At 37.8% G+C, this 23,001-nt stretch carries 20 protein-coding genes; 16 read left to right on the forward strand and 4 right to left on the reverse strand.

Annotated elements, in window-relative coordinates:
• Nucleotides 1-38: 38 nt before the first annotated feature.
• Genes P0N36_RS03315 through P0N36_RS03325 form a run of 3 tightly spaced genes read left to right on the forward strand, consistent with a single transcriptional unit; the run spans nucleotide 39 to nucleotide 1,862 of the window.
• Nucleotides 39-704 (forward strand): GntR family transcriptional regulator, encoded by a 666-nt coding sequence (locus P0N36_RS03315; protein ID WP_275841409.1) that lies wholly within the window; start codon nucleotides 39-41, stop codon nucleotides 702-704.
• Between the two features lie 55 nt (nucleotides 705-759).
• On the forward strand, nucleotides 760-1,119 hold the full coding sequence (locus P0N36_RS03320) for an Hpt domain-containing protein (RefSeq protein ID WP_275841410.1): 360 nt from the start codon (nucleotides 760-762) through the stop codon (nucleotides 1,117-1,119).
• Between the two features lie 32 nt (nucleotides 1,120-1,151).
• The gene (locus P0N36_RS03325; protein ID WP_275841411.1) at nucleotides 1,152-1,862 is read left to right on the forward strand and encodes a 3'-5' exonuclease; all 711 of its coding nucleotides are present in this window, start codon (nucleotides 1,152-1,154) and stop codon (nucleotides 1,860-1,862) included.
• Here the strand turns inward: P0N36_RS03325 and P0N36_RS03330 are convergent.
• Entirely contained in the window at nucleotides 1,841-2,500 is a 660-nt protein-coding gene (locus tag P0N36_RS03330; protein ID WP_275841412.1) for a hypothetical protein, read from the reverse strand. The genes P0N36_RS03325 and P0N36_RS03330 overlap by 22 nt on opposite strands.
• A gap of 448 nt (nucleotides 2,501-2,948) precedes the next feature.
• Here P0N36_RS03330 and trhA point away from each other — a divergent pair, with 448 nt between their 5' ends.
• The 13 genes from trhA to ilvD all read left to right on the forward strand — a co-directional run bounded on the left by trhA (nucleotide 2,949) and on the right by ilvD (nucleotide 19,796).
• Nucleotides 2,949-3,584: a PAQR family membrane homeostasis protein TrhA gene (gene trhA / locus P0N36_RS03335; RefSeq protein ID WP_275841413.1), complete on the forward strand. Its 636-nt coding sequence runs from the start codon at nucleotides 2,949-2,951 to the stop codon at nucleotides 3,582-3,584.
• Nucleotides 3,585-3,824: 240 nt separating this feature from the next.
• Nucleotides 3,825-6,338: a DUF2339 domain-containing protein gene (locus P0N36_RS03340; RefSeq protein WP_275841414.1), complete on the forward strand. Its 2,514-nt coding sequence runs from the start codon at nucleotides 3,825-3,827 to the stop codon at nucleotides 6,336-6,338.
• Nucleotides 6,331-7,515: a hypothetical protein gene (locus tag P0N36_RS03345; RefSeq protein WP_275841415.1), complete on the forward strand. Its 1,185-nt coding sequence runs from the start codon at nucleotides 6,331-6,333 to the stop codon at nucleotides 7,513-7,515. Before P0N36_RS03340 ends, P0N36_RS03345 begins: the two co-directional genes overlap by 8 nt.
• Before the next feature lie 104 nt (nucleotides 7,516-7,619).
• On the forward strand, nucleotides 7,620-8,636 hold the full coding sequence (locus P0N36_RS03350; protein WP_275841416.1) for a LacI family DNA-binding transcriptional regulator: 1,017 nt from the start codon (nucleotides 7,620-7,622) through the stop codon (nucleotides 8,634-8,636).
• 74 nt (nucleotides 8,637-8,710) lie between these two features.
• On the forward strand, nucleotides 8,711-10,441 hold the full coding sequence (locus P0N36_RS03355) for a B12-binding domain-containing radical SAM protein (protein WP_275841417.1): 1,731 nt from the start codon (nucleotides 8,711-8,713) through the stop codon (nucleotides 10,439-10,441).
• A gap of 35 nt (nucleotides 10,442-10,476) precedes the next feature.
• Entirely contained in the window at nucleotides 10,477-11,139 is a 663-nt protein-coding gene (gene nth, locus P0N36_RS03360) for an endonuclease III (RefSeq protein WP_275841418.1), read from the forward strand.
• The gene (gene udk, locus P0N36_RS03365) at nucleotides 11,136-11,759 is read left to right on the forward strand and encodes a uridine kinase (protein ID WP_330683938.1); all 624 of its coding nucleotides are present in this window, start codon (nucleotides 11,136-11,138) and stop codon (nucleotides 11,757-11,759) included. The genes nth and udk overlap by 4 nt, the downstream gene beginning before the upstream one ends.
• A 23-nt stretch (nucleotides 11,760-11,782) precedes the next feature.
• A complete protein-coding gene (locus P0N36_RS03370; protein ID WP_275841419.1) occupies nucleotides 11,783-12,751 on the forward strand; it encodes an L-lactate dehydrogenase in 969 nt (322 codons plus the stop codon).
• Between the two features lie 187 nt (nucleotides 12,752-12,938).
• Nucleotides 12,939-15,080 (forward strand): glycoside hydrolase family 13 protein, encoded by a 2,142-nt coding sequence (locus P0N36_RS03375; RefSeq protein ID WP_330683939.1) that lies wholly within the window; start codon nucleotides 12,939-12,941, stop codon nucleotides 15,078-15,080.
• Nucleotides 15,081-15,293: 213 nt separating this feature from the next.
• Nucleotides 15,294-15,845, forward strand: a complete 552-nt coding sequence (locus P0N36_RS03380) for a chromate transporter (RefSeq protein ID WP_275841420.1) — start codon at nucleotides 15,294-15,296, stop codon at nucleotides 15,843-15,845.
• Entirely contained in the window at nucleotides 15,842-16,393 is a 552-nt protein-coding gene (locus P0N36_RS03385; RefSeq protein ID WP_275841421.1) for a chromate transporter, read from the forward strand. Before P0N36_RS03380 ends, P0N36_RS03385 begins: the two co-directional genes overlap by 4 nt.
• Nucleotides 16,394-16,449: 56 nt before the next feature.
• Nucleotides 16,450-18,045, forward strand: coding sequence for a DUF342 domain-containing protein (locus P0N36_RS03390; RefSeq protein WP_275841422.1), 1,596 nt, complete (start codon nucleotides 16,450-16,452; stop codon nucleotides 18,043-18,045).
• Nucleotides 18,046-18,113: 68 nt separating this feature from the next.
• Nucleotides 18,114-19,796: a dihydroxy-acid dehydratase gene (gene ilvD, locus P0N36_RS03395; protein WP_275841423.1), complete on the forward strand. Its 1,683-nt coding sequence runs from the start codon at nucleotides 18,114-18,116 to the stop codon at nucleotides 19,794-19,796.
• Between the two features lie 87 nt (nucleotides 19,797-19,883).
• Here ilvD and P0N36_RS03400 read toward each other — a convergent pair whose 3' ends face one another.
• The 3 genes from P0N36_RS03400 to P0N36_RS03410 form a co-directional block, all read right to left on the reverse strand.
• Complete coding sequence (locus P0N36_RS03400; protein ID WP_275841424.1) at nucleotides 19,884-20,201, reverse strand: branched-chain amino acid transporter permease; 318 nt, start codon at nucleotides 20,199-20,201, stop codon at nucleotides 19,884-19,886.
• Nucleotides 20,198-20,890 carry an AzlC family ABC transporter permease gene (locus P0N36_RS03405; protein ID WP_275841425.1) on the reverse strand — a complete coding sequence of 231 codons (693 nt, stop codon included), beginning with the start codon at nucleotides 20,888-20,890 and terminating at the stop codon, nucleotides 20,198-20,200. The genes P0N36_RS03400 and P0N36_RS03405 overlap by 4 nt, the downstream gene beginning before the upstream one ends.
• Before the next feature lie 232 nt (nucleotides 20,891-21,122).
• The gene (locus P0N36_RS03410) at nucleotides 21,123-22,814 is read right to left on the reverse strand and encodes a phospho-sugar mutase (RefSeq protein ID WP_275841426.1); all 1,692 of its coding nucleotides are present in this window, start codon (nucleotides 22,812-22,814) and stop codon (nucleotides 21,123-21,125) included.
• Between the last annotated feature and the right edge of the window lie 187 nt (nucleotides 22,815-23,001).

Below are 23,001 nucleotides of genomic sequence, written 5' to 3' on the forward strand. Positions count from 1 at the left end.
TACTGTAAGAATGAAGATTGAAAGTGGGGATATGAATCATGAATACTAGTTTTAAGGTTACAGTCAACGAATATTTACCTCTTAGAGATATTGTTTTTAGCACACTTAGGAAAGCAATACTTAAGGGAGAATTAGCGCCTGGTGAACGTTTGATGGAGAAACAACTGGCTGAAAAAATGGGTGTGAGTCGTACACCAATAAGGGAAGCTATTAGGAAACTTGAGTTGGAAGGTTTGGTCATTATGATACCTAGAAAAGGTGCTGAAGTGGCTAAAATCACAGAGCAAGATATTAAAAACGTCCTTGAAGTGAGGGCAGCACTTGAGAGTTTGGCGGTCAAGTTGGCATGTCAGAAAATGACTGAAGAGGAGATGAAAACACTCCTAAATATTAATGAGGCATTCACTGAAGCGGCACGTGTTATGGATGTGGAAATGGTTATTAAAAAGGACGTTGAATTTCATGATGTAATCTACCATTCAACAAATAATGAAAAGTTGGTTCAGATGATTAATAATCTGAGAGAACAGATTTATAGATTTAGAGTAGAGTATATTCGCCAAATGAGTGATTTTAAGACTCTGATTGATGAGCACGAAGAAATTGTCAAATCAATCATGGAAAAAAATGGTATAGAAGCTCAAGAAATTGCTGCTAGACATATTGAAAATCAAGAAAAAGCGGTGATCAGTAGAATTCAATAATATATGGAATGAAAACAAGAGATAACTTTTGTGTCAGATACTGAGGGGTGATGCTATGGTTAGTAAAAAAATGAACTTAGATGTTGCATTAACACATTTAGGAGGTTCTATGTCTCTATTTGAGACATTAATCAGTGGCTTTTACAATCAGTACAGCCATGTAGATGAAGACATAAAGAAACTTTTAGATGCGGGCAAGCAAGAAGAAGCACGTCTTTTAGCCCATAGTATTAAAGGACTCAGTGGTAACTTAGGTGCATCGGAACTGGTAGGAAAAGCCAAAGCATTAGAAATATCTATTGAAGCGGATTTGGATACGAGGACAAGGGATTTAAAAGATTTTTCCATTGCATTAAAAGAAGTCTTAGAGGAAATCTTGAGTTTATTAGAAGTGGTGGATACCACCTCTAGTTAATGGACATAAAGTTGAGAGGAAGCATAAAAAGTATGAAAGACTATATTGTACTAGACATAGAGACGACAGGTATGCATCCTGATTTTGCAAGAATAACAGAGATTGGTGCGGCCAAAGTCATAGATGATCAGATTACAGCCACTTTTAATATGTTGATTAATCCGGAAGTGTCCATACCTGAAAACATTACCAATCTGACCGGTATCACCAATGAGATGGTTGTTGAGGCACCACGAATCAACCAAGTTATGCCAATGTTTTTATCTTTTTGTGAAGATTTGCCAATTGTAGGACACAATATTCCCTTTGATTTTTCATTTCTCAAAACAAACGCTATGCGGCTTAACCTGCATTTTGAAAAAAAAGCATTGGATACTTTGGTATTGGCAAGACAGTATATGGACCATCAACACAGTTATTGTTTAAGCCATCTTCTAAAGATTTGTTCGATTAATAGAAAAAAAGCCCATAGGGCTTTGGATGATGCACTTGCGACCCATGAGCTGTTTCAAATCATTAAGTATAAATATATGGATAAGAGTAGTAGAATTGAACTCAAGCCGAACCCTCTACTATGGAAGCCGAAAAAACAATCACCGATGACAGAAAAACAAAAAAAATTCTTGTTAAGCTTGATGCGTCAACATAAATTGGTTTTAGATTTTGACTTGGATGCTTTGACAAAAAGTGAAGCCAGTCAAAAAATTGATGGTTTAATCGGTCAATATGGTAAAGGGTTTTGATTTATATCTTTTCCAAGTCTGATTTGATCCAATTCTTTTATAAGTTGATTTTTAGTCAAAGTGTTAAGATTCATGGCGCGTTCATAAAGATTTGTTAAGGCCTTTTCTTGTTGATGCTGCTTATAGATGGTGGCAAGTAGTGTATAATTGCCTCTGATATCTGTATCTACAGCAATACCTTCTTCAAGGTAGTGTTTTGCCAAGTCTTCTTGGCCTACTGCAATGAGTCCTTTAGCCAGTAAGAATAGAGTTTTAATATATTGAACGTAGTTGTTTTCATAAGCTTCAACGGCAGTAATTGTAGCGGTGCCGAATTGAAGTCTCACATCTGCGTTATCTAGATTTTGAAAATTGACCATTGGTTTTTGGGACAGATCAAAAAGATACATTTGTTGACGATAGAGATCCGGGGCTTGTATGCCATCAAAAAAAGTTTGATCTTTCATATATTTTTCTGACAAGGAAGTTTGTATATAGTCATTAGGCTCTAAATCGCGTTTTCTTACTACGAGGGAAGAAGCTTCTTTTTTCCAGAATGCATCATGGGCAGCATCTTCGATTTTTGAGTTCTTTCGAAGGTGATGTCTGAAGATGAAAATGCCAATAAGAAACCAAACAAATAGAATGGGAAAAGCCATATCATCGTATCCTTTCTTGTATCTTTCTTGCCGTGAACAATTTGCAAGTACAACGAGGCAAGGCTATTTTGTTTTACTTGAGATTATTTGTTATTTCCATTATAATATAGTTATTGATTAAAGTGAACAGTCAAAGTCCGTTATTTATAAACGCATTAGAATTGGAGTGAATAGAATGTTTTTTCAGAACCGAAAATTAGTTAAAAAAGTGAGTATTGTGGTGTCCTTAGTTATCGTATTAAGCATGGTGCTTTCGGCCGTTGCATCTTACTTGTAAATCATCTTGGGAAGTTAAGTCATGATGATAGGACTATGAATGAATACATCTAGCCATGGATAGATATCCAAGGTGGGGATGTATTTTTTTTCTTGCAATATCTTGGATCCTATGATAATATACCAATATGACAATACATAGTAAACGATACTACATAGGAGGTATGATAATATGAAAGTCAAAGATCCAATAAGTGCATTAACCCACTTAATAGGTGCTGTGTTGGCTTGTATAGCCGCAGCCACTTTAATCATAAAAGCAATTGAAGTCGGATCCATGACATATTTAATTACATTTACCATATTTGGATTAAGCCTTATACTGCTTTATACAGCCAGTACGGTCTACCATATTATTGATCAACCGGAAAGCTTAAGAAGAAAGTACAAACGTATAGACCACATGATGATTTTTGTTTTAATTGCAGGTACATATACACCGATTTGCTTAATTTCACTTAAAGGAACACTGGGTGTCACTTTGCTAGTGATTATATGGGGTATTGCCATAGCCGGTATTATTATGAAAGCATTCTGGTTAGATGCACCAAGATGGTTAACCACAGGTATGTACCTCCTAATGGGTTGGCTCGTAATTGTTGCCATCTATCCGGTATTTAAAGCTATGCCCCAAGAAGGATTCAGATGGTTGGTTGCCGGTGGCATCACATATACCATAGGTGGCATCATCTACGGTCTTAAATGGCCACTAAAGCATCGTAAATGGTTTGGATTTCATGAGTTGTTTCATCTTTTCGTCATGGGTGGCAGTGCATGCCACTATGTACTGATGATGGGATATGTTTAAAATGGTATTTTGATTTATGTTGAAGTAAGACGCATATTCAATGATTATGAAATCTCTAAGGAAGAAATGCCTTAGAGATTTTATTTTTACGTATTTTTGATAAAGAATACAAGAATCCTAAAAGGCCTTGAGTCAAGACGAACTGGTATTTACCAATGCTATATGGTAAAATTATCTGATGTCAGAAATAGAAAAATACTGGAAAATCAGAATGACTAAGAATGATAGAGGGGTTAGAGTATGGGAACAAGAGAGAATTTGAGGGATATAGTAACAAGACAAAAAGAAGTCTTGATTCAGCTTGAAGCAGAATGTCATGCGATTGAAAACAGTGATGTAGCTCGAGAAAATACTATACTAAGGTCTGAACTGAATCATCTCAAAATTGATTATGAAAAAACAAGGATGAAGGCATCCGCACTTGAAGAGGAGAATGCAGGACTGAAAAATGCATTATATGAGCAAATTTACAATGAAAAGATTAAAATTGTAAATACCACAGTTCAAAAACTGGATGTATATTTCAAAGCCAATATAAAGGGAGAACAAAATAGGCTCACAAGTCTAGAAAAAGGTGTCCAATCAAGAATAAATGATATCACAAAAACCTTGCATCGATATAATATCGATGCAAAAGATGAAATCTATATACGACTTGGTGAATTAACGGCCCTGCTTAATGAAAAAGTGACAATGGCCCGGGCGAAGTTGGCTCATACCCACACGGCTTTTTCTGAAGCTGAGAGGATGGAGATTGAGGCGCTTAAGCGTGAACAAATTACAGACGAACAAGTGCGTGTCATGGCTAAGAAGAATAATATTGAAAGATTTGTTGGACTGAATTTACTCAACGCAGTTGGTATATTTCTCATTATCATAGGGGTGATTACTGCCGCACGTTTCACATACGTTCAATTGCCCGATTTGTTAAAAGGCATAATGATGTTTGTACTAGGTGCCTCTATGTTGACGGTTGGGGAGTTCTTGAATAGAAAAAAACCAAATATTTTTTCTCTGGGTATAACGGCTGGAGGTGTTGGTGTATTATATGTGGCACTGGCAACAAGCTATTTTGGATTATCAATCCTTGATATGTACCCTGCTATAGCCGTCTGCATATTGATCACGGCAGTGGCGTTTGTTCTTTCCAATCGTTATAATTCACAAACAATCATGGTATTTGCACTAATCGGTGGGTACCTACCAATGTTCTCTATCGGTTCGGAGATAGCCATTATTTATGGAGCTATGATATATTTTGTGGCTCTTAACTTACTGGCCCTTATGGTGGCATTTGGTAAAAAGTGGCGTATACCTTCATTTATTGGATTGGCTTTAAATATAATCGGCACCGTATACATTTGTTTTAATTTTGCATACGGCTCGACGCGTATAGAAAAAACCATAGTCATACTCTATGTACTCTTTGCCTTCCTAATTTACACATTCATACCAATCATCAGCACATACCGTACAAATGGTAAATTTAGAAAATCGGATGTGGTGCTCCTTGGGGTAAACACATTTTTCAGTAGTATGATTATGTATGGCGTATTTTACATGTTTGACTTAGTCGATTATAATGGCGCACTCGCGATTGCTTTTGCCACCATTTATTTGCTTCTAGGCAGACTGATTGAGAAAAAATTTACTGGCGAAGAAAGAAATACAAAAGCCTTGTTTTACTTAACGGGACTTGCCTTCGTTGTGCTAATCATACCCCTTCAATTTGGGCGAGCTTGGTTATCCCTAGGATGGCTTGCAGAAGGTGTTGCACTCTCAGTGTATGGCATTTTACACAATGAGAAAATCTTTAAGCGCTCAGGACTTATTATAAGTGGCTTATGTTTATTTGCTTTTTTGTGGTTTGACTATGTTTGGAGAATAGATCATTTGTTTGCTTATAAATACCTAGCAATGACCCTTGGCAGTTTGATGATATTAGGCTCATACATGTACAAAAAAATGATGTCAAGTGGTTTTGTAACCATTTACAAGTACTTTGTACTTGCAAATATTTGGTTTTATACGCTCTATATCATTGAGGAATTGAAGAATATGCTACTTAACATTTATGGGAATGCAGGTACCTATAATATAGATTATTTAATGGGTGCATTGGCAATCGTCAGCACATTTTTGATTGCTTATGCCTTGCCGAGAATAAAGATGTTGTCTGATCTAGGTACGAAAATAATCTCTATGATTCTATATATTGTTGGCGTTCTTTGGTTATTTGCACTTAATGCTGTTTATAATCTAATCCTTCCATCTGAATCCGGTTCTCTTGGCATGACTTTTATCGGAACCTTGGTACTTGTTGTTGTCGGAACAATCTCTGTGCTTGCTATACGGGATTTGATGAAACTTATAGTAATGGGGAGAAAATTAGGCATCGAGTGGTACCCATTAATGATTTCAGGGTATTTTGTTCTCATCCTGACTCAAAATTTGATCACACAATATAACTTGTCCTTTTCAAGTGCAGCCATCAGTATTATCTACGTTTTGACAGCCCTTGCTTGGATTGTCTTTGGATTTATGAAGCGGTATTCCTTTATACGGAAGTTCGGCCTTGGACTAGCTATTTTTACAGTGATTAAATTATTCTTATTGGATTTATCGAGCCTAACACAAGGCTATAAAATTCTATCTTACTTTGCACTTGGGGTTACGCTTGTCGCAATATCATTTGTGTATCAGTATTTCAGTAAGCGATTAGAACTAAAAGAGGAGGTATCTGCGGATGTATAGGCGAATCATGAGTGTAATTGTATTGCTACTTTTTTTTAGTACAAGTACTGTATTAGCCCATGTAGCAACGATTCAGATTAAGGGTGAAAACAAATATAAGGCGGTTAGACTCACACCGGAGATTTATAACAAGGCAAACAAGGATTTGTCGGATCTCTTAATTAAAAACAGTTCTGGTGAAGCTGTGCCTTATTTTCTTAATACCGGATTTCAAACGCAAAATACTGACAGAGAAACTTACCCAATGACGCTGATTCATTCATATACAAAGAATAACAGCTTTTATTTTGATTATAAGCTCGCAACAGAAAGAGAATGGGACACCCTTGCAACATCCATTGAGGTTTCAACCGGAAACACGAACTTTGCAAAGATTGTAGATGTCTATGGCAGCCATGATAACATTCATTGGGCCTTTGTAACCAATGACAAGTTCTATGCCATTGATGGTATATCAAAGTTAAGTATAGAATTTAGTGAACCGAATAAGTATACGCACTATCGATTTAAACTTGCGAACAATCTGGAAGAAATTTCTTTTGATACAGTAGATCTGGTTTACAGTATGAATGCCAGGGAGAATAACTACTTTATAGAAAGTATGACGCCTGTATTTCATATTGAAGAGAAAGATCAAAGGACATATATAAAAATAGAAGGATTAAGGAATCTAAGACTGTGCGATGTTACAATTGAGACAGACAGCATGTTTAAGCGAAGGGTGAGTTTACCTCTTTCGTCCGGCAAGGAGATATACAATCTATCGGTATACGACACTTCTTATTCAGATACAACCCTACCCCTTGATGGACAGATTTCACAAGAAGACATGTTTACTATGATTATTATCAATAATGATGATAAGCCCATTCATATTAAAGGTATTACTGTAAGGTATTACGCTGACGAAGTGGTATTTGAGGGGATTTCAAATGAAAGTTACACCCTTGATTTTGGATTGGATGCTACAAAGACCTCGCCTGTATATGATATTGCAAGCTATAAAGAAGAAATATTAAAAGGCACCATTGACCAAGTCTCCATTAGCAATATAGCCTATGATGGGATAGAAGAAACACCGGTAAAGTGGGATTATAAGTTTATTTTCAATATTGTGGTCATCGTAACGACTGTATTATTAGGCGGTTTAATAGTGGCTCGCTTAAAACATAAATAAGAACATTCGTTATACGCCTTTTTGGGCAGGTGCAAAGCTTGACAAATCATATACACTATATTATAAAGGTAGTAGCAAACTCGCAAAATAAAGGTGGAACAGATATGAATATATATGATGTAGCCAAGTTGTCAAATGTCTCAATAGCGACTGTTTCAAGGGTCATAAATAACAAACCGGGCGTTAGTACCGCTGCTAGGGATAGGGTACTTAAAGCGATTGAAGAAACCGGTTTTAGACCTAACCAGATTGCTAAAAGTCTGACAAACAATAAAACCAATATTCTAGGTATTGTTATGCCTGGGATGAATAACTACTATAGTGATCGAATAGATGCCATTAATAAGGTTTGCAAACAACGTGGCTACGGATTGATGATTACGGCCAACTATAAGGACAGCAATTCAACGGAGGAAGATATTGCCAATTTTAATCTTTTGCACGAAAAAAGAGTAGATGGCATTATTTATTTTCCGACCAATGTTATGCAGGAACATATTGATGCTATTAAACGTATTCGTAAAAAGATGCCTGTGGTCATAACAGATAAAGAAATAAGAGATCTTAGATTGCCTTGTGTAATCCAAGATTTTGTATCACCCACTCAAGAGATTGTTGATTATTTTATTCAAAAAAAGCACAAAAGGATTGCTTTTATAAAAGGTTCATCCTATGACAGGTCAAATGCAACACGTCATGAAGCCTATAAGACGGCTTTGACAGAAGCGGGTCTAACCTATGATGAGGCGCTTGTTGCCGAAGGCGCTTACTCCGTTGATTCAGGCTATGCGGCGATGATGGAAATCATATTGCGCTGTGAAGTTATGCCAACAGCAGTTTTTGCCGCCAATGACCATATGGCGATAGGCGCTATGAAGGCACTTAAGGAAAAAGGCGTTAGAATACCGATGGAAATAGAAGTTATCGGCTATGATGATATAGAATTTGCCAAGTATGTGACCCCAAGCTTATCGACAGTTAGAGTCGATCAATATGTTATGGGGAAGCTTGCGGCAACGATGCTCATTGATCTGATTGAAGGGGATTTAAAAGACCATCATGAGATGACCATGGGCTATGAACTCATACATAGAGAAAGTACAAGAAAAGTAACAAGTTAGGTTCATTATTGTGTATAATAGTCTTATAGAATCGAAATAGATATTTATATGACATTTAGAAAGTAAGGTAACCCATGAAACATTTATTGATTGGCATTAATGCAAAGTTTATACATTCCAACCTTGCCATACGTTATATACAAGCTTTTGGTAAGAAAAAGGGATTAACCATAGATTATTCTGAATATACAATCAACCAATCTATAGACTATATTTTGGATGAAATCATGAAGCAGGAACCGCATCTGATTGGGTTTTCCTGCTATTTGTGGAATATAGAGATTATTGTAAAATTAGTTCAGATGATACGTCAGATACATCCGAAGATGATCATTGTCTTAGGGGGGCCGGAAGTATCTTATAACCCGGCCACATGGATGACGGCTCACTCGGAAATAGATTATATAATCTCAGGGGAAGGTGAGATACCCACGTTCAACTTGCTTACTTGCCTTGAAAAAGGCTGGGATGATGGGTTGAAGCAGATAGGTAGTCTAACCTATAGAAGCAAAGGTTTTATTAAGCAGAATCATCAAGAACCACCTATGTCTATGGCGGAGGTTCTGTTTCCCTACAAAGAAGACCTTCTAGGTCTTGAACATAGAATTATCTATTATGAAACCTCAAGAGGATGTCCTTTTAACTGCGAGTATTGTCTATCATCGATTGAAAAAGGTGTACGATTTAGGCCTCTTAACATGGTCTATAAGGAACTCCAGTTCTTCTTAAATCAAGAGGTTAGACAGGTGAAATTTGTAGATCGTACTTTTAATGCAAAAAGAAGCCACAGCATGGCCATATGGACCTATTTAAGGGACCATGATAATGGAAAAACGAACTTTCACTTCGAAATCACCGCAGACTTACTGGATGAAGAGGAAATTCTCTTTCTGAAAACCATTCGAGTGGGCTTGTTTCAGTTTGAGATTGGTGTTCAGTCTACCAACTTAGAAACCATAGTGGATATTAATCGACAAACTGATTTTGAAGTCTTAAGAAAGCGGGTACTGGCCTTAAAAGCAAATGGTAACATCCATCTTCATTTGGATTTAATTGCCGGGCTTCCTAAAGAAACCTACCAAGCTTTTGGGAAATCCTTTAATGATGTTATGGCCATTAGCCCGGAGCAATTGCAACTAGGGTTTCTTAAAGTGTTGAAAGGCTCTAAAATAGATGAACAACAAGAAACATATGGTATCATCAGTAGAAAACATCCACCTTATGAAGTTCTTAAGACACGCGAAATGGGTTATGAAGACCTTAGAAGGCTTAAAGATATAGAAGTGCTGCTTGAGTACTATTACAACAGCGGTCAGTTTTCTAACAGTATTACCTATCTTATGAAAGGATATGACCATCCTTTTGATTTCTTTGAGGTATTGCGTGAATTCTGGGTAGCAGAAGGGCTATATCATATCAAACATCATAAGATCAAATTTTACGATCTCTTATATCAATTTGGTCAACAGGAATCAAGTGTAAATGAATATTTGCTAGCACAGTGGCTCATTCATGATCTGTGCATGCAAGAGAAGCCTAAGAAATGGCCAAACTTTGCCAATGTAAGAGAAGGATTATCAATGGAAGTAAAGACTTTTTATCAAAGTGAGCATCATCCGGATCATTTATTTAAGGGTTATGAGGATTTTAACACGAAGCAAATCATGCGCATGAGCCATGTAGAACAATATGATTTCAATCCCTTATCAGGATCAAATGACAATGGTATTTACCATATTTTTTATAACTATCGATTAAGAGACAAGATGACAGGAAAGGCATTAGCCACTAGAATTAGGTTATAATGCCATATAGGTGACTTATGATTAACAAGAGGAGAATGGAAAGAATATTGGATCAGTTGGATGCGGTTTATGGTAAAGAACATGTCTGCTATTTGAATAATGAAAGTGATTGGCAACTTTTAATCGCAACCCAATTAAGTGCCCAGTGTACAGACGAGCGCGTCAATATGGTCACACCAGCTTTGTTCGAAGAATTTAACTCCATCAAAGCTTTTGCAGAAGCCGATATTTATAATATTGAAAAAGCGATACATTCAACCGGTTTTTATAGAAATAAGGCAAAAAACATCAAAGCCTGTTGCCAGCTGCTTCTCACAGAGCATAATGGTAAGGTTCCAGTTGACATCGATGCCTTAACTCAGTTGCCGGGGGTTGGTAGGAAAACAGCTAATGTTGTACTGGGACATAAATACAATGTACCGGCAATTGTTGTGGATACTCATGTGAAAAGGATATCCAATAAACTAGGATTTACAGAGTTAGCCGACCCCGTTAAAATAGAGTTTGATTTAATGGAAAAAATACCAAAAGAACATTGGCTCAGATACAATACACAGATTATTGCCCATGGTCGTACCTTGTGTACAGCCCGTTCACCAAAATGTGACCAATGTTTTTTACTCAAAGATTGCCCAGGTGGACTTTATGAGATGTACAATAGAATCATAAAGAACGAAGGATTAAAGGAGAAAGAATGATGAAGCAACCCATCGTGATTGGAATAGCAGGTGGCACAGGGTCGGGGAAAACGACATTGGTCAACAGACTTAAGGAAGTGGTGGGTAATGAGGTGGTTACTCTTACTCATGATTATTATTACAAGGCGAACAAGGATAAATCTTTTGAAGTACGCAGTAAAATGAACTATGACCATCCACATGCTTTTGATACAGATATGTTGGTGACAGACATTATTGCCTTAAAAGAAGGACATGCTATTGAGCATCCCGTTTATGACTTTATGAATCATACAAGAGCCGTGGAAACAGTTCATGTAGAGCCAAAGAGAGTGATTATCGTTGAAGGCATTTTAATTTTTGAGCATAAATCTCTAAGGGAACTTCTAGATATGAAGATATTTGTAGACACAGATGCAGATGTAAGGATTATTAGGCGTCTGGTAAGAGATGTCAAAGAACGGGGTAGAAGCATGGATTCTGTCATCGAGCAGTATCTTACGACCGTCAAGATAATGCATGAAGAATTTGTAGAACCTTCAAAGAAGCACGCAGATATTATCGTGCCAGAAGGTGGTTACAACAAAGTGGCCCTGTCTATGATTAGAGATCGTATCAGAACCTTATTGGTTGAACAATAGTGGGTTAAAAGGAAAGGTGACTTATGAAAATTCAAAGAAATAAAGTGGTTATTATTGGTGCCGGTCAAGTGGGCTCTGCCGTCATGTCAACATTGCTCTCATCAGGCTCCTTAGCGGAGATTGTCATAATTGATAAAAATGAAAAGAAAGCCTACGGGGAAGCTTTAGATGGTTCTCATTCCACGGCTTTTGCCTATAGTCCCAATATTAGAGTAAAACAAGGAACCTATGTGGATTGTGAAGATGCCAGTATCATTGTTATAACGGCTGGACCAAGTGCCAAGCCGGGTGATGTGGTTGACCGAATTGCTTTGGCACAAAAGAATATTGAAGTGGTAAAAGAAGTTATGGAACAGATTATATCTTACACTATGGATGCCATCATTATCATGGTTTCAAACCCTGTGGACATACTAACCTATTATGCACAAAATTATTTTGGGTATCCAGTTGAGAAAATATTCGGAACAGGCACCACTTTAGATACGGCCAGGTTTAGGCGAATTCTTGGACAAAAATACTTAATAGATACAAAAAATGTCCATGGGTATATTCTTGGTGAACATGGGGAAACAGCCTTTGCAACGTGGAGTAGCTCGAACATTGCTGGTGTACCTATTGATGATTTTGACATTACTTATGATGATGTACCACTTAATAAAGAAGCCATAGTTGAAGAAGTGAAACAAGTCGGCTATGAGATTCTAATGAATAAGGGTTATACAAATATTGGTATTGCCAAGAGTGTGGATCGAATTATTCAAGCCATATTGATTAACGAATTAAGCGTACTCCCTTTATCAACCACTCTAACTGGTGAATATGGTATTGAAGATGTAGCCCTTAGTCTTCCTTGTATTGTCACCAAAGATGGTATTGGTAGACGACTGGAAGTACCCCTTAGTGTCGACGAGACGTCAAAACTGAGGGCTTCAGCTGAGTTCTTAAGAGAAACGTTTAGCAAAACATACAAAGGTCCCGGACCAAAATAGTTAATACGATGTTGAGCTTATAACGGTTTAGGTAAAGATATATTAGGAAGAGTTGATAAATAGACCGCTTTCATATACAATATAGTAGCGGTTAAAATGAGGAACTTAGTTTTGACATTTTAATTTGCAACCTAATATGTAAAATAGAGACAGGATATAAAACCGAAAGGAGGCTGGATGACATTTATTGTCAGTTAATCTTATGAATATGCATATACCTTATGAACATTTAACAAGAGCACAAAAGTTGTTCTTGTATGTAGAGACTAGACAGCCTATATTAGATGAAAAAGCGATTTTCTCTGATGGCACATCCTTCTACCGAATGCCACAAGAACCTACAAGTAAGGATACTATCAAAATACGTATACGAACAGCAAAGAACAATGTAGAGCAAGTATGGCTTTGTAGTGAAGAGACGAAGATTTCTATGACGGTAGAGTATTCGGATGAGCTTTTTGATTACTACTGTGCCCAGATGCCCCCTATTACCAAACTGGTAAAGTACTATTTTGAAATACATGCAGGTAATTTGAAATGTTACTATAACAAAAGAGGTGTAACAAGAGAACCGGATGCTTATTATCATTTTATGATGGTACCAAACTTTAAAACGCCGGACTGGGCAAAAGGTGCGGTGATGTACCAGATTTTTGTGGATCGTTTTAATAATGGGGATCCATCGAATGATGTGGTGGATAACGAATACCTGTATGTTGGCAAGCTTGCGAAAAAGGTCAATAATTGGATGAAATATCCAAATCCCGACGGTATAAGGGAATTTTATGGGGGTGACTTACAAGGGGTAATAGATAAGTTAGACTATCTTAAGGAATTAGGTGTGGATGTGGTCTATATGAATCCTATTTTTGTATCCCCTTCTAATCATAAGTACGACACTCAAGACTATGATAGTGTAGATCCTCATTTTGGTACCATTGTACTGGATGGAGGTAAGGTTCTGGATGAAAACAAACCGGATAATAATAAGGCCACAAAATATATCACCAGAACAACCGAACCGGCGAATATTGAAGCAAGTAATGCTTTATTCATAAAACTGGTTGAAAAAGCCCATGGTCTTGGTATAAAAGTTATATTAGATGGTGTGTTTAATCACTGCGGTTCTTTTAATAAATGGATGGATCGTGAAAAGTTTTATGCTCATGCAAGAAACTATGAAGCAGGTGCCTATACATCGAATGCAAGTCCATATGTGACCTTTTTTCACTTTCACAATCGACAATCATGGCCGGATAACCCACATTATGACGGTTGGTGGGGTTATGATACTCTACCGAAATTGAACTTTGAAGGTTCGCCAAAGTTGTATCGCTATGTACTGGAAGTTGCAAAAAAATGGGTGTCACCACCTTATAATGCAGATGGATGGCGTCTAGATGTAGCCGCTGACCTTGGCTATACGAAAGAATTTAACCATCAGTTTTGGCGTGACTTTAGGAACGCAGTTAAGGGTGCTAATCCAGAAGCCCTTATTTTGGCAGAGCATTATGGTGATCCTAGTGATTGGATTAAAAATGGTGACCAGTGGGATACTGTGATGAACTATGACGCCTTTATGGAACCGATCACTTGGTTTTTAACGGGAATGGAAAAACATAGTGATGAGTTCCGTGGAGATTTGTTGGGTAATCATAGAGCATTTTTTGATGCTATGACCCATAATATGTCAAGATTTCAAGAACAGTCTCTTCAGGTAGCTATGAATGAGTTGTCAAACCATGATCACAGTCGATTTTTAACAAGAACAAATCATAAGGTGGGTAGAACCCATACCCATGGACCGGAGTCGGCTTCAGAAGGTATCAACTTAGGCATTATGAAAGAAGCCATTGTGATTCAGATGACTTGGCCAGGTGCGCCTACCATTTATTATGGAGATGAGGCAGGACTTTGCGGATGGACTGACCCGGATAATCGAAGAGCCTATCCTTGGGGAAGAGAAAATAAAGAGCTACTTAATCTTCATAAGTGCCTAATCAGCATGAGAAAAGCTTGCTCAGCCATTAAAACGGGCTCTATCAAATTCCTATATGGTGAGCATATGGTTATTAGTTACGGACGGTTTGATGAACAGGATAAGATTGTGGTGGTTTGTAACAATGGTAGTGAAGAAAAAGTTGTTAGGATTCCGGTATGGGAGATTGGTATCAGAAATATGGATATATGCCAACAGACTTTAGAAACGACTAAAGATGATTTCTATACAAATGAAGTCAATTATTCTGTTATAAAAGGCCATATTGAGGTGCAACTACTACCTCATAGTGCTAAAATTATCAAACGTAAGAAAATGGAAAGCCAGTAGTTAGAAAATAAAGATCAGAGCCCCAAGTCATTGATTGATTTATCAAACGTTGACTTGGGGTTTTTTTGTATGGTAGAAGCTCAACTAAAGCTTTGATGTTTTAACACTTATTGACTGAATATTTTAATAATGGTAATATGATTATAAGATATGTAAAATTGTGGTTAAGTATTTATTTTGACTTGAAGGATTATGACGTGGTGAGGTGTACTTATGAAGACTTATCTGGAACTGTTTCTAGCTTTTCTGAAAATCGGCGCGTTCACTTTTGGTGGGGGCTATGCTATGATTCCTTTGATTGAAAAAGAAGTTGTGATTCATAAAAAATGGGTGCATAAAGATGAGATTATGAATCTTTTTTCAATAGCACAGTCTATTCCCGGAGCGATAGCTATTAATACATCTACCTTGATTGGCTATAAAGTTGCCGGACGTCGTGGTGCCATTGCCGCTACGTCAGGTGTGATCTTACCCTCTTTTATTATTATTATTTCGATAGCTACTTTTTTTGGAATGATTGCGGATGCGCCTGCGGTGAAAGCTGTGTTTATAGGAATAAACGGTGCTGTGGTTGCCTTGATTCTAGTGGCTGCTAAGAAAATGATAAAAGGTGCGGTGGTAGATGGCGTGACTTTGATGATTTTTATTGTGACAGTGCTGTGTGTCACCTTTACAAATCTTAGCCCTATATGGTTTATTATTTTGGGTGGTATTTTAGGCTTTATTTCTTATCGACAAATCCGAGAGAGGAAAAAAAGTTTATGATTTACTGGGATTTGTTTGTTACGTTTTTTAAAGTTGGGCTCTTTAGTTTTGGTGGCGGTTATGCCATGATACCCCTTATATCCAGTGAAATCCAAAGACATGGATGGTTGCTTGAAAGTGAGTTTGTTCAGATTATCGGTATTGCAGAGATGACACCTGGTCCGATTGCGGTTAATGCAGCTACCTTTGTCGGTTATAAGGTGGGCGGTGTCGGAGGATCTGCATTGGCGACTTTTGGTGTAGCCCTTCCTTCTTTGCTAATTGTATTGTTCATATCCTCTTTTTTCTTCAAACATAGTCAAAATATTATTATGAAAAAAGTATTTTACGGTATAAGACCGGTTATCGCAGGCTTAATATTTGCAGCGGCTCTATCTGTAGGAAAAAGTGCTTTGTTTATAAATCATACCCCTGATTTGAATCAGATTAACTTAAAAACCTTACTTATTGGCATCCTTGTATTGATTACGGAACTAAAAACGAAAATTCATCCCATCTTGCTGATTATAGGTTCAGGTATTTTAGGATTTATGACGATATTCTTATAGAGTTAACCAACAGACCATTATAAATCAACAACACCCATGACCCTAGGAGGTTGTTTATGAGCAAAATCATATTTGAAGATGATTTTATACAGTTGGAAGAAGAAGACAAGAAAGTATGGATGCGACAAAAGAAAATAGGCATGACCATTATGACATTTAATAATGATGTTGCCACCACTTTGCCAAGACTTAGAATAACGAAATTCTCGGCACTTAGTGCCGCACTAAGAGATAGTTTGGCAGGTAGGATTGAGGTGGGTGAGTGGTTACCCCTTGTGGACATTCGTATAGCAGGGGATGGCCTTTTTGCTGAGGGCATTATTCTGATGACCCCTTTAGAATATGAAACCTACGATAAGGAACAACTAAAGGGACAAGTCCTCATGGCCTGTAAAGAAGCAAATATTATTTATGGACTTAATATGGCCTTGGATTATAAAAATATAGTGCCTCTAGAAAAAATAAAAATAGCAGAGGGGCGACAACCCATAAATGGAGAAGATGCCAAGATTAGAATGTACACTATTGGCGAAGTTGTTCCCAAAATCGTTGAAACAGGCGGTGTGGATCACTATGAGTTAAGTGTCATCAACCGTGTGAATGAGGGTGACTGGTTAGGTGAAAGATTAGAACCTACCCTTGGGATACCCGGTATGACAGTGACAGGTCAAGAGATACCCCCAGTTGCAGGTCATCAAGAAGCTTTGGTGTTTGATACCAATTCTGTCATAAGTGTTTTGAATGAAGAAGAAGATATCACCACCTTATATGCCAAAAGAACAGGCGCTGTTGTCTATACAGATAACATGATCAGTGTACAAAACGCCATTCGAATCGAGGGTGATGTCGGCTTTGCTACCGGTAATGTGGATTTTGAGGGCTTTGTAGAAGTTGTACAAACAGTGGATGATAACTTTACAGTCATTGCTAATGAAAACATACAGATTCTAGGAAAAATGGGTATTGGCGCAGTATCGATGATTGAAAGCAGAATGGGTGATATATACGTTAAGGGTGGTATTGCAGGCAAACATAAAGCGATTATTAAAGCTAAGAAGAACATCTATACAAAGTTTGCTTCTGATTGTACGATTATCTGTGAAGGTACCGTTCATATAGGATTCTATGCCATGAACTGTGAAATCACAGCTAAAGAAATCATCTTAGAATCCCCATCCAGTAAGATCATCGGCGGTCAGATCCGGGCATCAGTCAAAGTTGAAGCCAGTGAAATAGGAGGACGAGCCGGTATTCATACAAAGATTATGGTAAGTGGTTTTGACCGAGAAAAAATTACAGAAGACTACAATATGCTAAGTACGGCGGTAGATCTTACCAAAGAAAAGCTAGATAAATACAGAAAAGCTTATGAAGCTTTTGGGAAAAGAGAAATCAATCAAAAAGACTATCACGATTATGAGGAAGCTAGACATAAATATATCACCTATAAAAAAAGGCTTGAGAATCTGTATGAGACACAGAAGAATTATATCAGTTATTTACACACAAAAGGCTTGGGAGAAGTCGTTGCAAAAAAATGTATTTATCCCAATGTCCTCATTAAGCTTTTAGATCAACAGATTCTGGTGAATGAGAAGTCAAACCTGCCTGTGCGCTACTATTATGAAGATCATAAGATCAAAGTGATTTAACCAATCATTGACAATGATTATCATTTGTTAGATAATGGTTATTAATAATCAGGAAAGGAATGATGAATATGTCTACATATAAAGACTTAAGAATAAAAAGTATCGTTATAAGCGAAGGCAGTAACAGAACCCCTAACAGAGCGATGCTTCGTGCAGTGGGTTTTACAGATGAAGATTTTTTAAGACCTATGATTGGGATTGCAAGCACATGGAGTGAAGTAACCCCTTGCAATATGCATCTAGATCAGTTAGCAGTATCGGCTAAGAAAGGCGCAAGGGATGGCGGGGGTGCACCGCTGATTTTTAATACGATAACCGTTTCAGACGGTATTGCCATGGGGCATGAAGGCATGCGTTACTCCCTACCTAGTCGAGAAATCATTGCTGATTCTATAGAGACGGTTATGGGTGCTGAACGCTTTGATGGTATCGTTGCCATTGGGGGTTGTGATAAAAATATGCCGGGCTGTATGATTGCCATTGGAAGAATGAATTTACCAGCGGTTTTTGTATATGGTGGTAGCATTCAACCGGGTAAAAATAAAGGTAAAGATATTGATATTGTATCCGCCTTTGAGGCGGTCGGTCGGCATAATAAAAATGAGATTGATGATCAGGAACTGCATCAGATTGAATGTAAAGCTTGTCCAGGACCTGGTTCCTGTGGAGGTATGTATACAGCCAATACCATGTCATCAGCCATAGAAGCTATGGGCATGGCTTTGCCAGGTAATGCTTCTAATCCGGCCATTGGCCATTCAAAAGGAAAAGAATGTGAGGAAGCGGGCAAAGCCGTTATTAGACTTCTTGAACAAGATATTCGCCCCAAAGACATTATGACAAAAAAGGCTTTTGAAAATGCCATTACAGTGGTTATGGCACTAGGTGGTTCTACCAATGCTTTTTTACATCTTTTGGCGATGGCAAATGCTGTAGATGTGGAATTAAATTATGATGACTTTGAAAGAATTAGAAAAAGAGTCCCTCATTTGGCTGATTTAAAGCCGAGCGGTAGATTTGTTATGCAAGACTTAAGCAATGTTGGCGGAGTCCCAGGTGTTATGAAGTTACTTTCTCGCGCGGGACTGCTCCATGGAGACTGCATGACGGTAACCGGAAAAACCATAGAAGACAATCTAAAAGATCAACCGGATTTAATAGAAGGACAGGAAGTCATCAGAGCCATAGATCAGCCGCTGAAAAAAGAAGGGGCACTCTATGTATTAAAAGGTAATCTAGCGCCGGAAGGTGCGGTCTGCAAAATGTCCGGCGTAAGCATTAAGAAGATGCGTGGACCGGCTAAGGTATTTGATACAGAAGAGGCAGCCATAGAAGCGGTTATGTCAGACAGGATTACTGAAGGTGATGTGATTGTTATACGTTACCAAGGGCCCAAAGGAGGACCGGGTATGCCGGAAATGCTTTCCATCAGTGCCATTATTATTGGGAAAGGGTTAGGTGGTAAAGTGTCCTTACTCACAGATGGTCGTTATTCAGGTGGTAGTCACGGTTTTGTGGTAGGGCATATAGCACCGGAAGCGCAAGTAGGCGGACCGATTGCCTTAATTAGAAGTGAAGATACGATTATTATAGATTCAACAAAGGGTGAAATAGCCGTAGAACTAACAGAAGAAGACTTGGAAACACGGCGTCAGGCATGGACGGCGCCCCCACTTCGATATCAAAGAGGTGTTTTAGCAAAGTATGCTAAGTTGGTAGGTTCCTCAGCAAAAGGGGCTATAACAGATTAAAAGTTAGAACAATGCAAAAAATTAAGAAGACTTCTAATACATAAAATAAGACAGTGGTCAAAGATAGATATCTTTGGCCACTGCTTTTTAAATGAAAACCTTTTGTATCAGCATCATATAGACAAAGGTTCCGCTTATGATACTGAGTAGATTATTGCGTTTCCAAAGATGAAGCAAACTCGTTATGAGAATAGCAATAAAAACAGGAAGACTCTGAACATAGTCAATCGGATTAATATCCTTAAGGCTATAGATGATCAACATACTCATAACAGCAGGCGGCAGATATTTTCCTAGATAAGTAATCCATAAAGGGGTTTTTTGATGCTTTCCAAATAATATAAATGGAGATATGCGTATAAGATAAGTAACCAGTGCCATTACAAGAATCAGAATAAAGGTCATGGTTGCACCTCCTTAGATTCAATAAGAGATTTACTTCCCATCAGTCCCACTAATATCATAATCATAGCAGGTAAAATCATATTGCTTGGACCAAAGATCATGACGGCGAGGAGAGAAGATCCAAGACCAATCAAGGAGGGACGATGATCTTTGTAGCCTAACCATTGCTCAATGAAGATAACAACAAACAAAGCGGTCATGGCAAACTCAATACCGGTTGTATCAAAAACAAGCCAAGAACCGATGAGATAACCTATAAGTGTACCGCTAATCCAATAAAGTTGGTTAAGAAAGGAGACAGCAAAAAAAAGATTCTCTTGATCCATATCCTCTTTTAATGCAATGGCACAGAGTAAGGAGTAAGTTTCATCAGTTAACGCAAAAATCATATAGTGTTTTTTAATACCAAAAGTCTTGAAAAGATCGATAAAAGAAAGACCATAAAATAAATGACGTATATTAACAAACAATGTAATCATCGCCACCTGTATGATACTGATGGGATTGACCAAAAGTTGTATGGCCAAAAATTGCATGGCGCCTGCATAAACAAGAACGCTCATGAGTAGAGCCACCCAAAGATCTAGGTCTGACTTAACAACCAGTAGACCAAAAGCAATGCCCACAGAGATATAGCCAAGAAGCACCGGTATGGTCAATGGAAATGCAGATCTAAAAACACGTTTCATAATACACCCCCTAAAATTAATCCTCTCAAGATTACCATGGCGACTCATATATATCAATAGAAATCTATTTAAAAATCATCATTATCTTAGGTTTTAAATTTGCAAAAAAGCGCCAAAGTCGATGATTCCCACCGACTCCAACGCTAATCTATAAAACTATAATCATTATAACTTCAGTAAATTAACTTCAAATTGTATGCCTAAGTAACCAACATCGACCATGAAGTTCCTTTTACTCCACACTCTCCAATACTCCAAGCACAGTCTTTTCAATCAAATCAATATTGCTGATCGCACTGGCATCCGTATCACCTTTGGTATAAATATAAAGCTTAATCTTTGGCTCTGTACCGGAAGGCCTTACAGCATACCAACTGCCATCATCCAACATGTACTTCAATACATTAGAACTTGGAATATCCTTGTAACCACCTAAGTAGTCAATGGCTTCATCAGTTTTAAAAGCGCCAATTGACTTCGGATAATGAGCTCGATAATGGGTCATCATGCGTCCAATTCGACTTTGCCCTTCTACACCATCCAGCACTAAAGAGATTTGCTTTTCTTTGTAATAGCCATAGGTTTCATAGATTTCATTAAGTACATCCAATAAGGTCTTGCCTTTAGATTTGTAATAGCCGGCTGCTTCACAAAGCAGCATAGTAGCACTAACACCATCTTTATCGCGGACACTTGTGCCCACACTATAGCCAATACTTTCTTCATAGCCCATAATATATTGATACCCTTCATTTGCAAGATCCGGTATGCGGCCACAAATGTTTTTAAATCCGGTTAAAGATTCAAATGTGGTAAAGCCATAATCGGCCGCAATAACCTTACCTAAATCACCAGTAACAATAGATTTGACAATGGCCGGTTTATTAGGTAATGTGCCATTTTCTTTCATGCTTTCTGCAATATATTGTACAAGGATGGCGCCGGTTTGATTACCGTTAAAGGGAATATAATGACCACTTGAATCTAGCACTTCAATCGCTAATCGGTCAGCATCAGGATCGGTTGCAATAAGAAGCTCAGCACCAATAGACGAACCTAATTTTTCGGCATATTCAAAAGCCCGTGGATCTTCAGGATTTGGATAATCAACAGTTGTGAAATTTGGGTCAGGATGTTCCTGTTCAGGGACAATGGTAATATCAGTATAACCTTTTTCACGAAGTACGCGCATAACCGGTATACTACCGGTTCCGTTAAGTGGCGTAAAGACGACTTTGATATTCTTGTCCACATCTTGATCACGAAGGGACAGAGACTTAACCATTTTAATATAGGCATCGTCTTCTTTTTGGCCAAGCATAACCAATAGGCCTTGATGAATGGCTTCTTCTTCCGTAATAATTTTAGCACCGCCAAAGATAGGCACTTGGTTGATTTTTTCGGTCATACCATCTGCGATATCATCCAATACCTGTGCACCGTCTTCCCAGTAGACCTTATAGCCACTATACTCTTTAGGATTATGGCTGGCGGTCACATTAATGCCGGAGACAGCGTCTAATTGTCTGAGGGTATAAGATAACTCGGGGGTTGGTTTTAAACGATCAAAAAGATAAGCTTTTATACCATTAGCGGCAAAAACCAATGCTGTAAGTTTAGCGAACTCAGGTGCGAAATGTCGGTTATCATAGGCAATAACGACGCCACTGTCCATGTAAGATTTACCATAATCGGTGATATAATTGGCAATACCTTGTGTAACTTTGGCGATGATATATGTGTTCATTCGATTGGTTCCGGCTCCTAATTTACCTCTAAGTCCTGCTGTACCGAATTCAAGAGATTTGTAAAACCGGTCTTGGATTTGGGTGGTGTCATCTTTTATACTTAATAATTCTTTTTTGGTGTCTTCATCTACATAATCACTTTTTAGCCATGATTCGTACACATCCATATAATTCATATGATCACTCCTTTTCTCTATTCTGAAAACAAGGCTTGTTTTCTAATATATGACGCTTTAACTAACTTATATGAGTATAACATTAATGGACATGAAAAGAAATATGTCATTATGTCATTATGTATCTGGTTTTAAAAAAAGCTATACCAATAGATTTCATGCGCGCATAAATAAATTATTATGATAT

Source organism: Petrocella sp. FN5, assembly GCF_029210395.1.
In the GTDB taxonomy this organism is placed as follows: domain Bacteria; phylum Bacillota; class Clostridia; order Lachnospirales; family Vallitaleaceae; genus Petrocella.

Bases quoted from the DNA above. Each gene is read 5' to 3' on its own strand.
- P0N36_RS03355 (WP_275841417.1), top strand. From the start codon at position 8,711: ATGAAACATTTATTGATTGGCATTAATGCAAAGTTTATACATTCCAAC.
- P0N36_RS03390 (WP_275841422.1), top strand. From the start codon at position 16,450: ATGAGCAAAATCATATTTGAAGATGATTTTATACAGTTGGAAGAAGAA.
- P0N36_RS03325 (WP_275841411.1), top strand. From the start codon at position 1,152: ATGAAAGACTATATTGTACTAGACATAGAGACGACAGGTATGCATCCT.
- trhA (WP_275841413.1), top strand. From the start codon at position 2,949: ATGAAAGTCAAAGATCCAATAAGTGCATTAACCCACTTAATAGGTGCT.
- P0N36_RS03380 (WP_275841420.1), top strand. From the start codon at position 15,294: ATGAAGACTTATCTGGAACTGTTTCTAGCTTTTCTGAAAATCGGCGCG.
- P0N36_RS03410 (WP_275841426.1), bottom strand. From the start codon at position 22,814: ATGAATTATATGGATGTGTACGAATCATGGCTAAAAAGTGATTATGTA.
- P0N36_RS03400 (WP_275841424.1), bottom strand. From the start codon at position 20,201: ATGACCTTTATTCTGATTCTTGTAATGGCACTGGTTACTTATCTTATA.
- nth (WP_275841418.1), top strand. From the start codon at position 10,477: ATGGAAAGAATATTGGATCAGTTGGATGCGGTTTATGGTAAAGAACAT.
- P0N36_RS03340 (WP_275841414.1), top strand. From the start codon at position 3,825: ATGGGAACAAGAGAGAATTTGAGGGATATAGTAACAAGACAAAAAGAA.
- P0N36_RS03345 (WP_275841415.1), top strand. From the start codon at position 6,331: ATGTATAGGCGAATCATGAGTGTAATTGTATTGCTACTTTTTTTTAGT.
- P0N36_RS03320 (WP_275841410.1), top strand. From the start codon at position 760: ATGGTTAGTAAAAAAATGAACTTAGATGTTGCATTAACACATTTAGGA.
- udk (WP_330683938.1), top strand. From the start codon at position 11,136: ATGATGAAGCAACCCATCGTGATTGGAATAGCAGGTGGCACAGGGTCG.
- P0N36_RS03385 (WP_275841421.1), top strand. From the start codon at position 15,842: ATGATTTACTGGGATTTGTTTGTTACGTTTTTTAAAGTTGGGCTCTTT.
- P0N36_RS03315 (WP_275841409.1), top strand. From the start codon at position 39: ATGAATACTAGTTTTAAGGTTACAGTCAACGAATATTTACCTCTTAGA.
- P0N36_RS03370 (WP_275841419.1), top strand. From the start codon at position 11,783: ATGAAAATTCAAAGAAATAAAGTGGTTATTATTGGTGCCGGTCAAGTG.
- P0N36_RS03350 (WP_275841416.1), top strand. From the start codon at position 7,620: ATGAATATATATGATGTAGCCAAGTTGTCAAATGTCTCAATAGCGACT.
- P0N36_RS03330 (WP_275841412.1), bottom strand. From the start codon at position 2,500: ATGGCTTTTCCCATTCTATTTGTTTGGTTTCTTATTGGCATTTTCATC.
- ilvD (WP_275841423.1), top strand. From the start codon at position 18,114: ATGTCTACATATAAAGACTTAAGAATAAAAAGTATCGTTATAAGCGAA.
- P0N36_RS03405 (WP_275841425.1), bottom strand. From the start codon at position 20,890: ATGAAACGTGTTTTTAGATCTGCATTTCCATTGACCATACCGGTGCTT.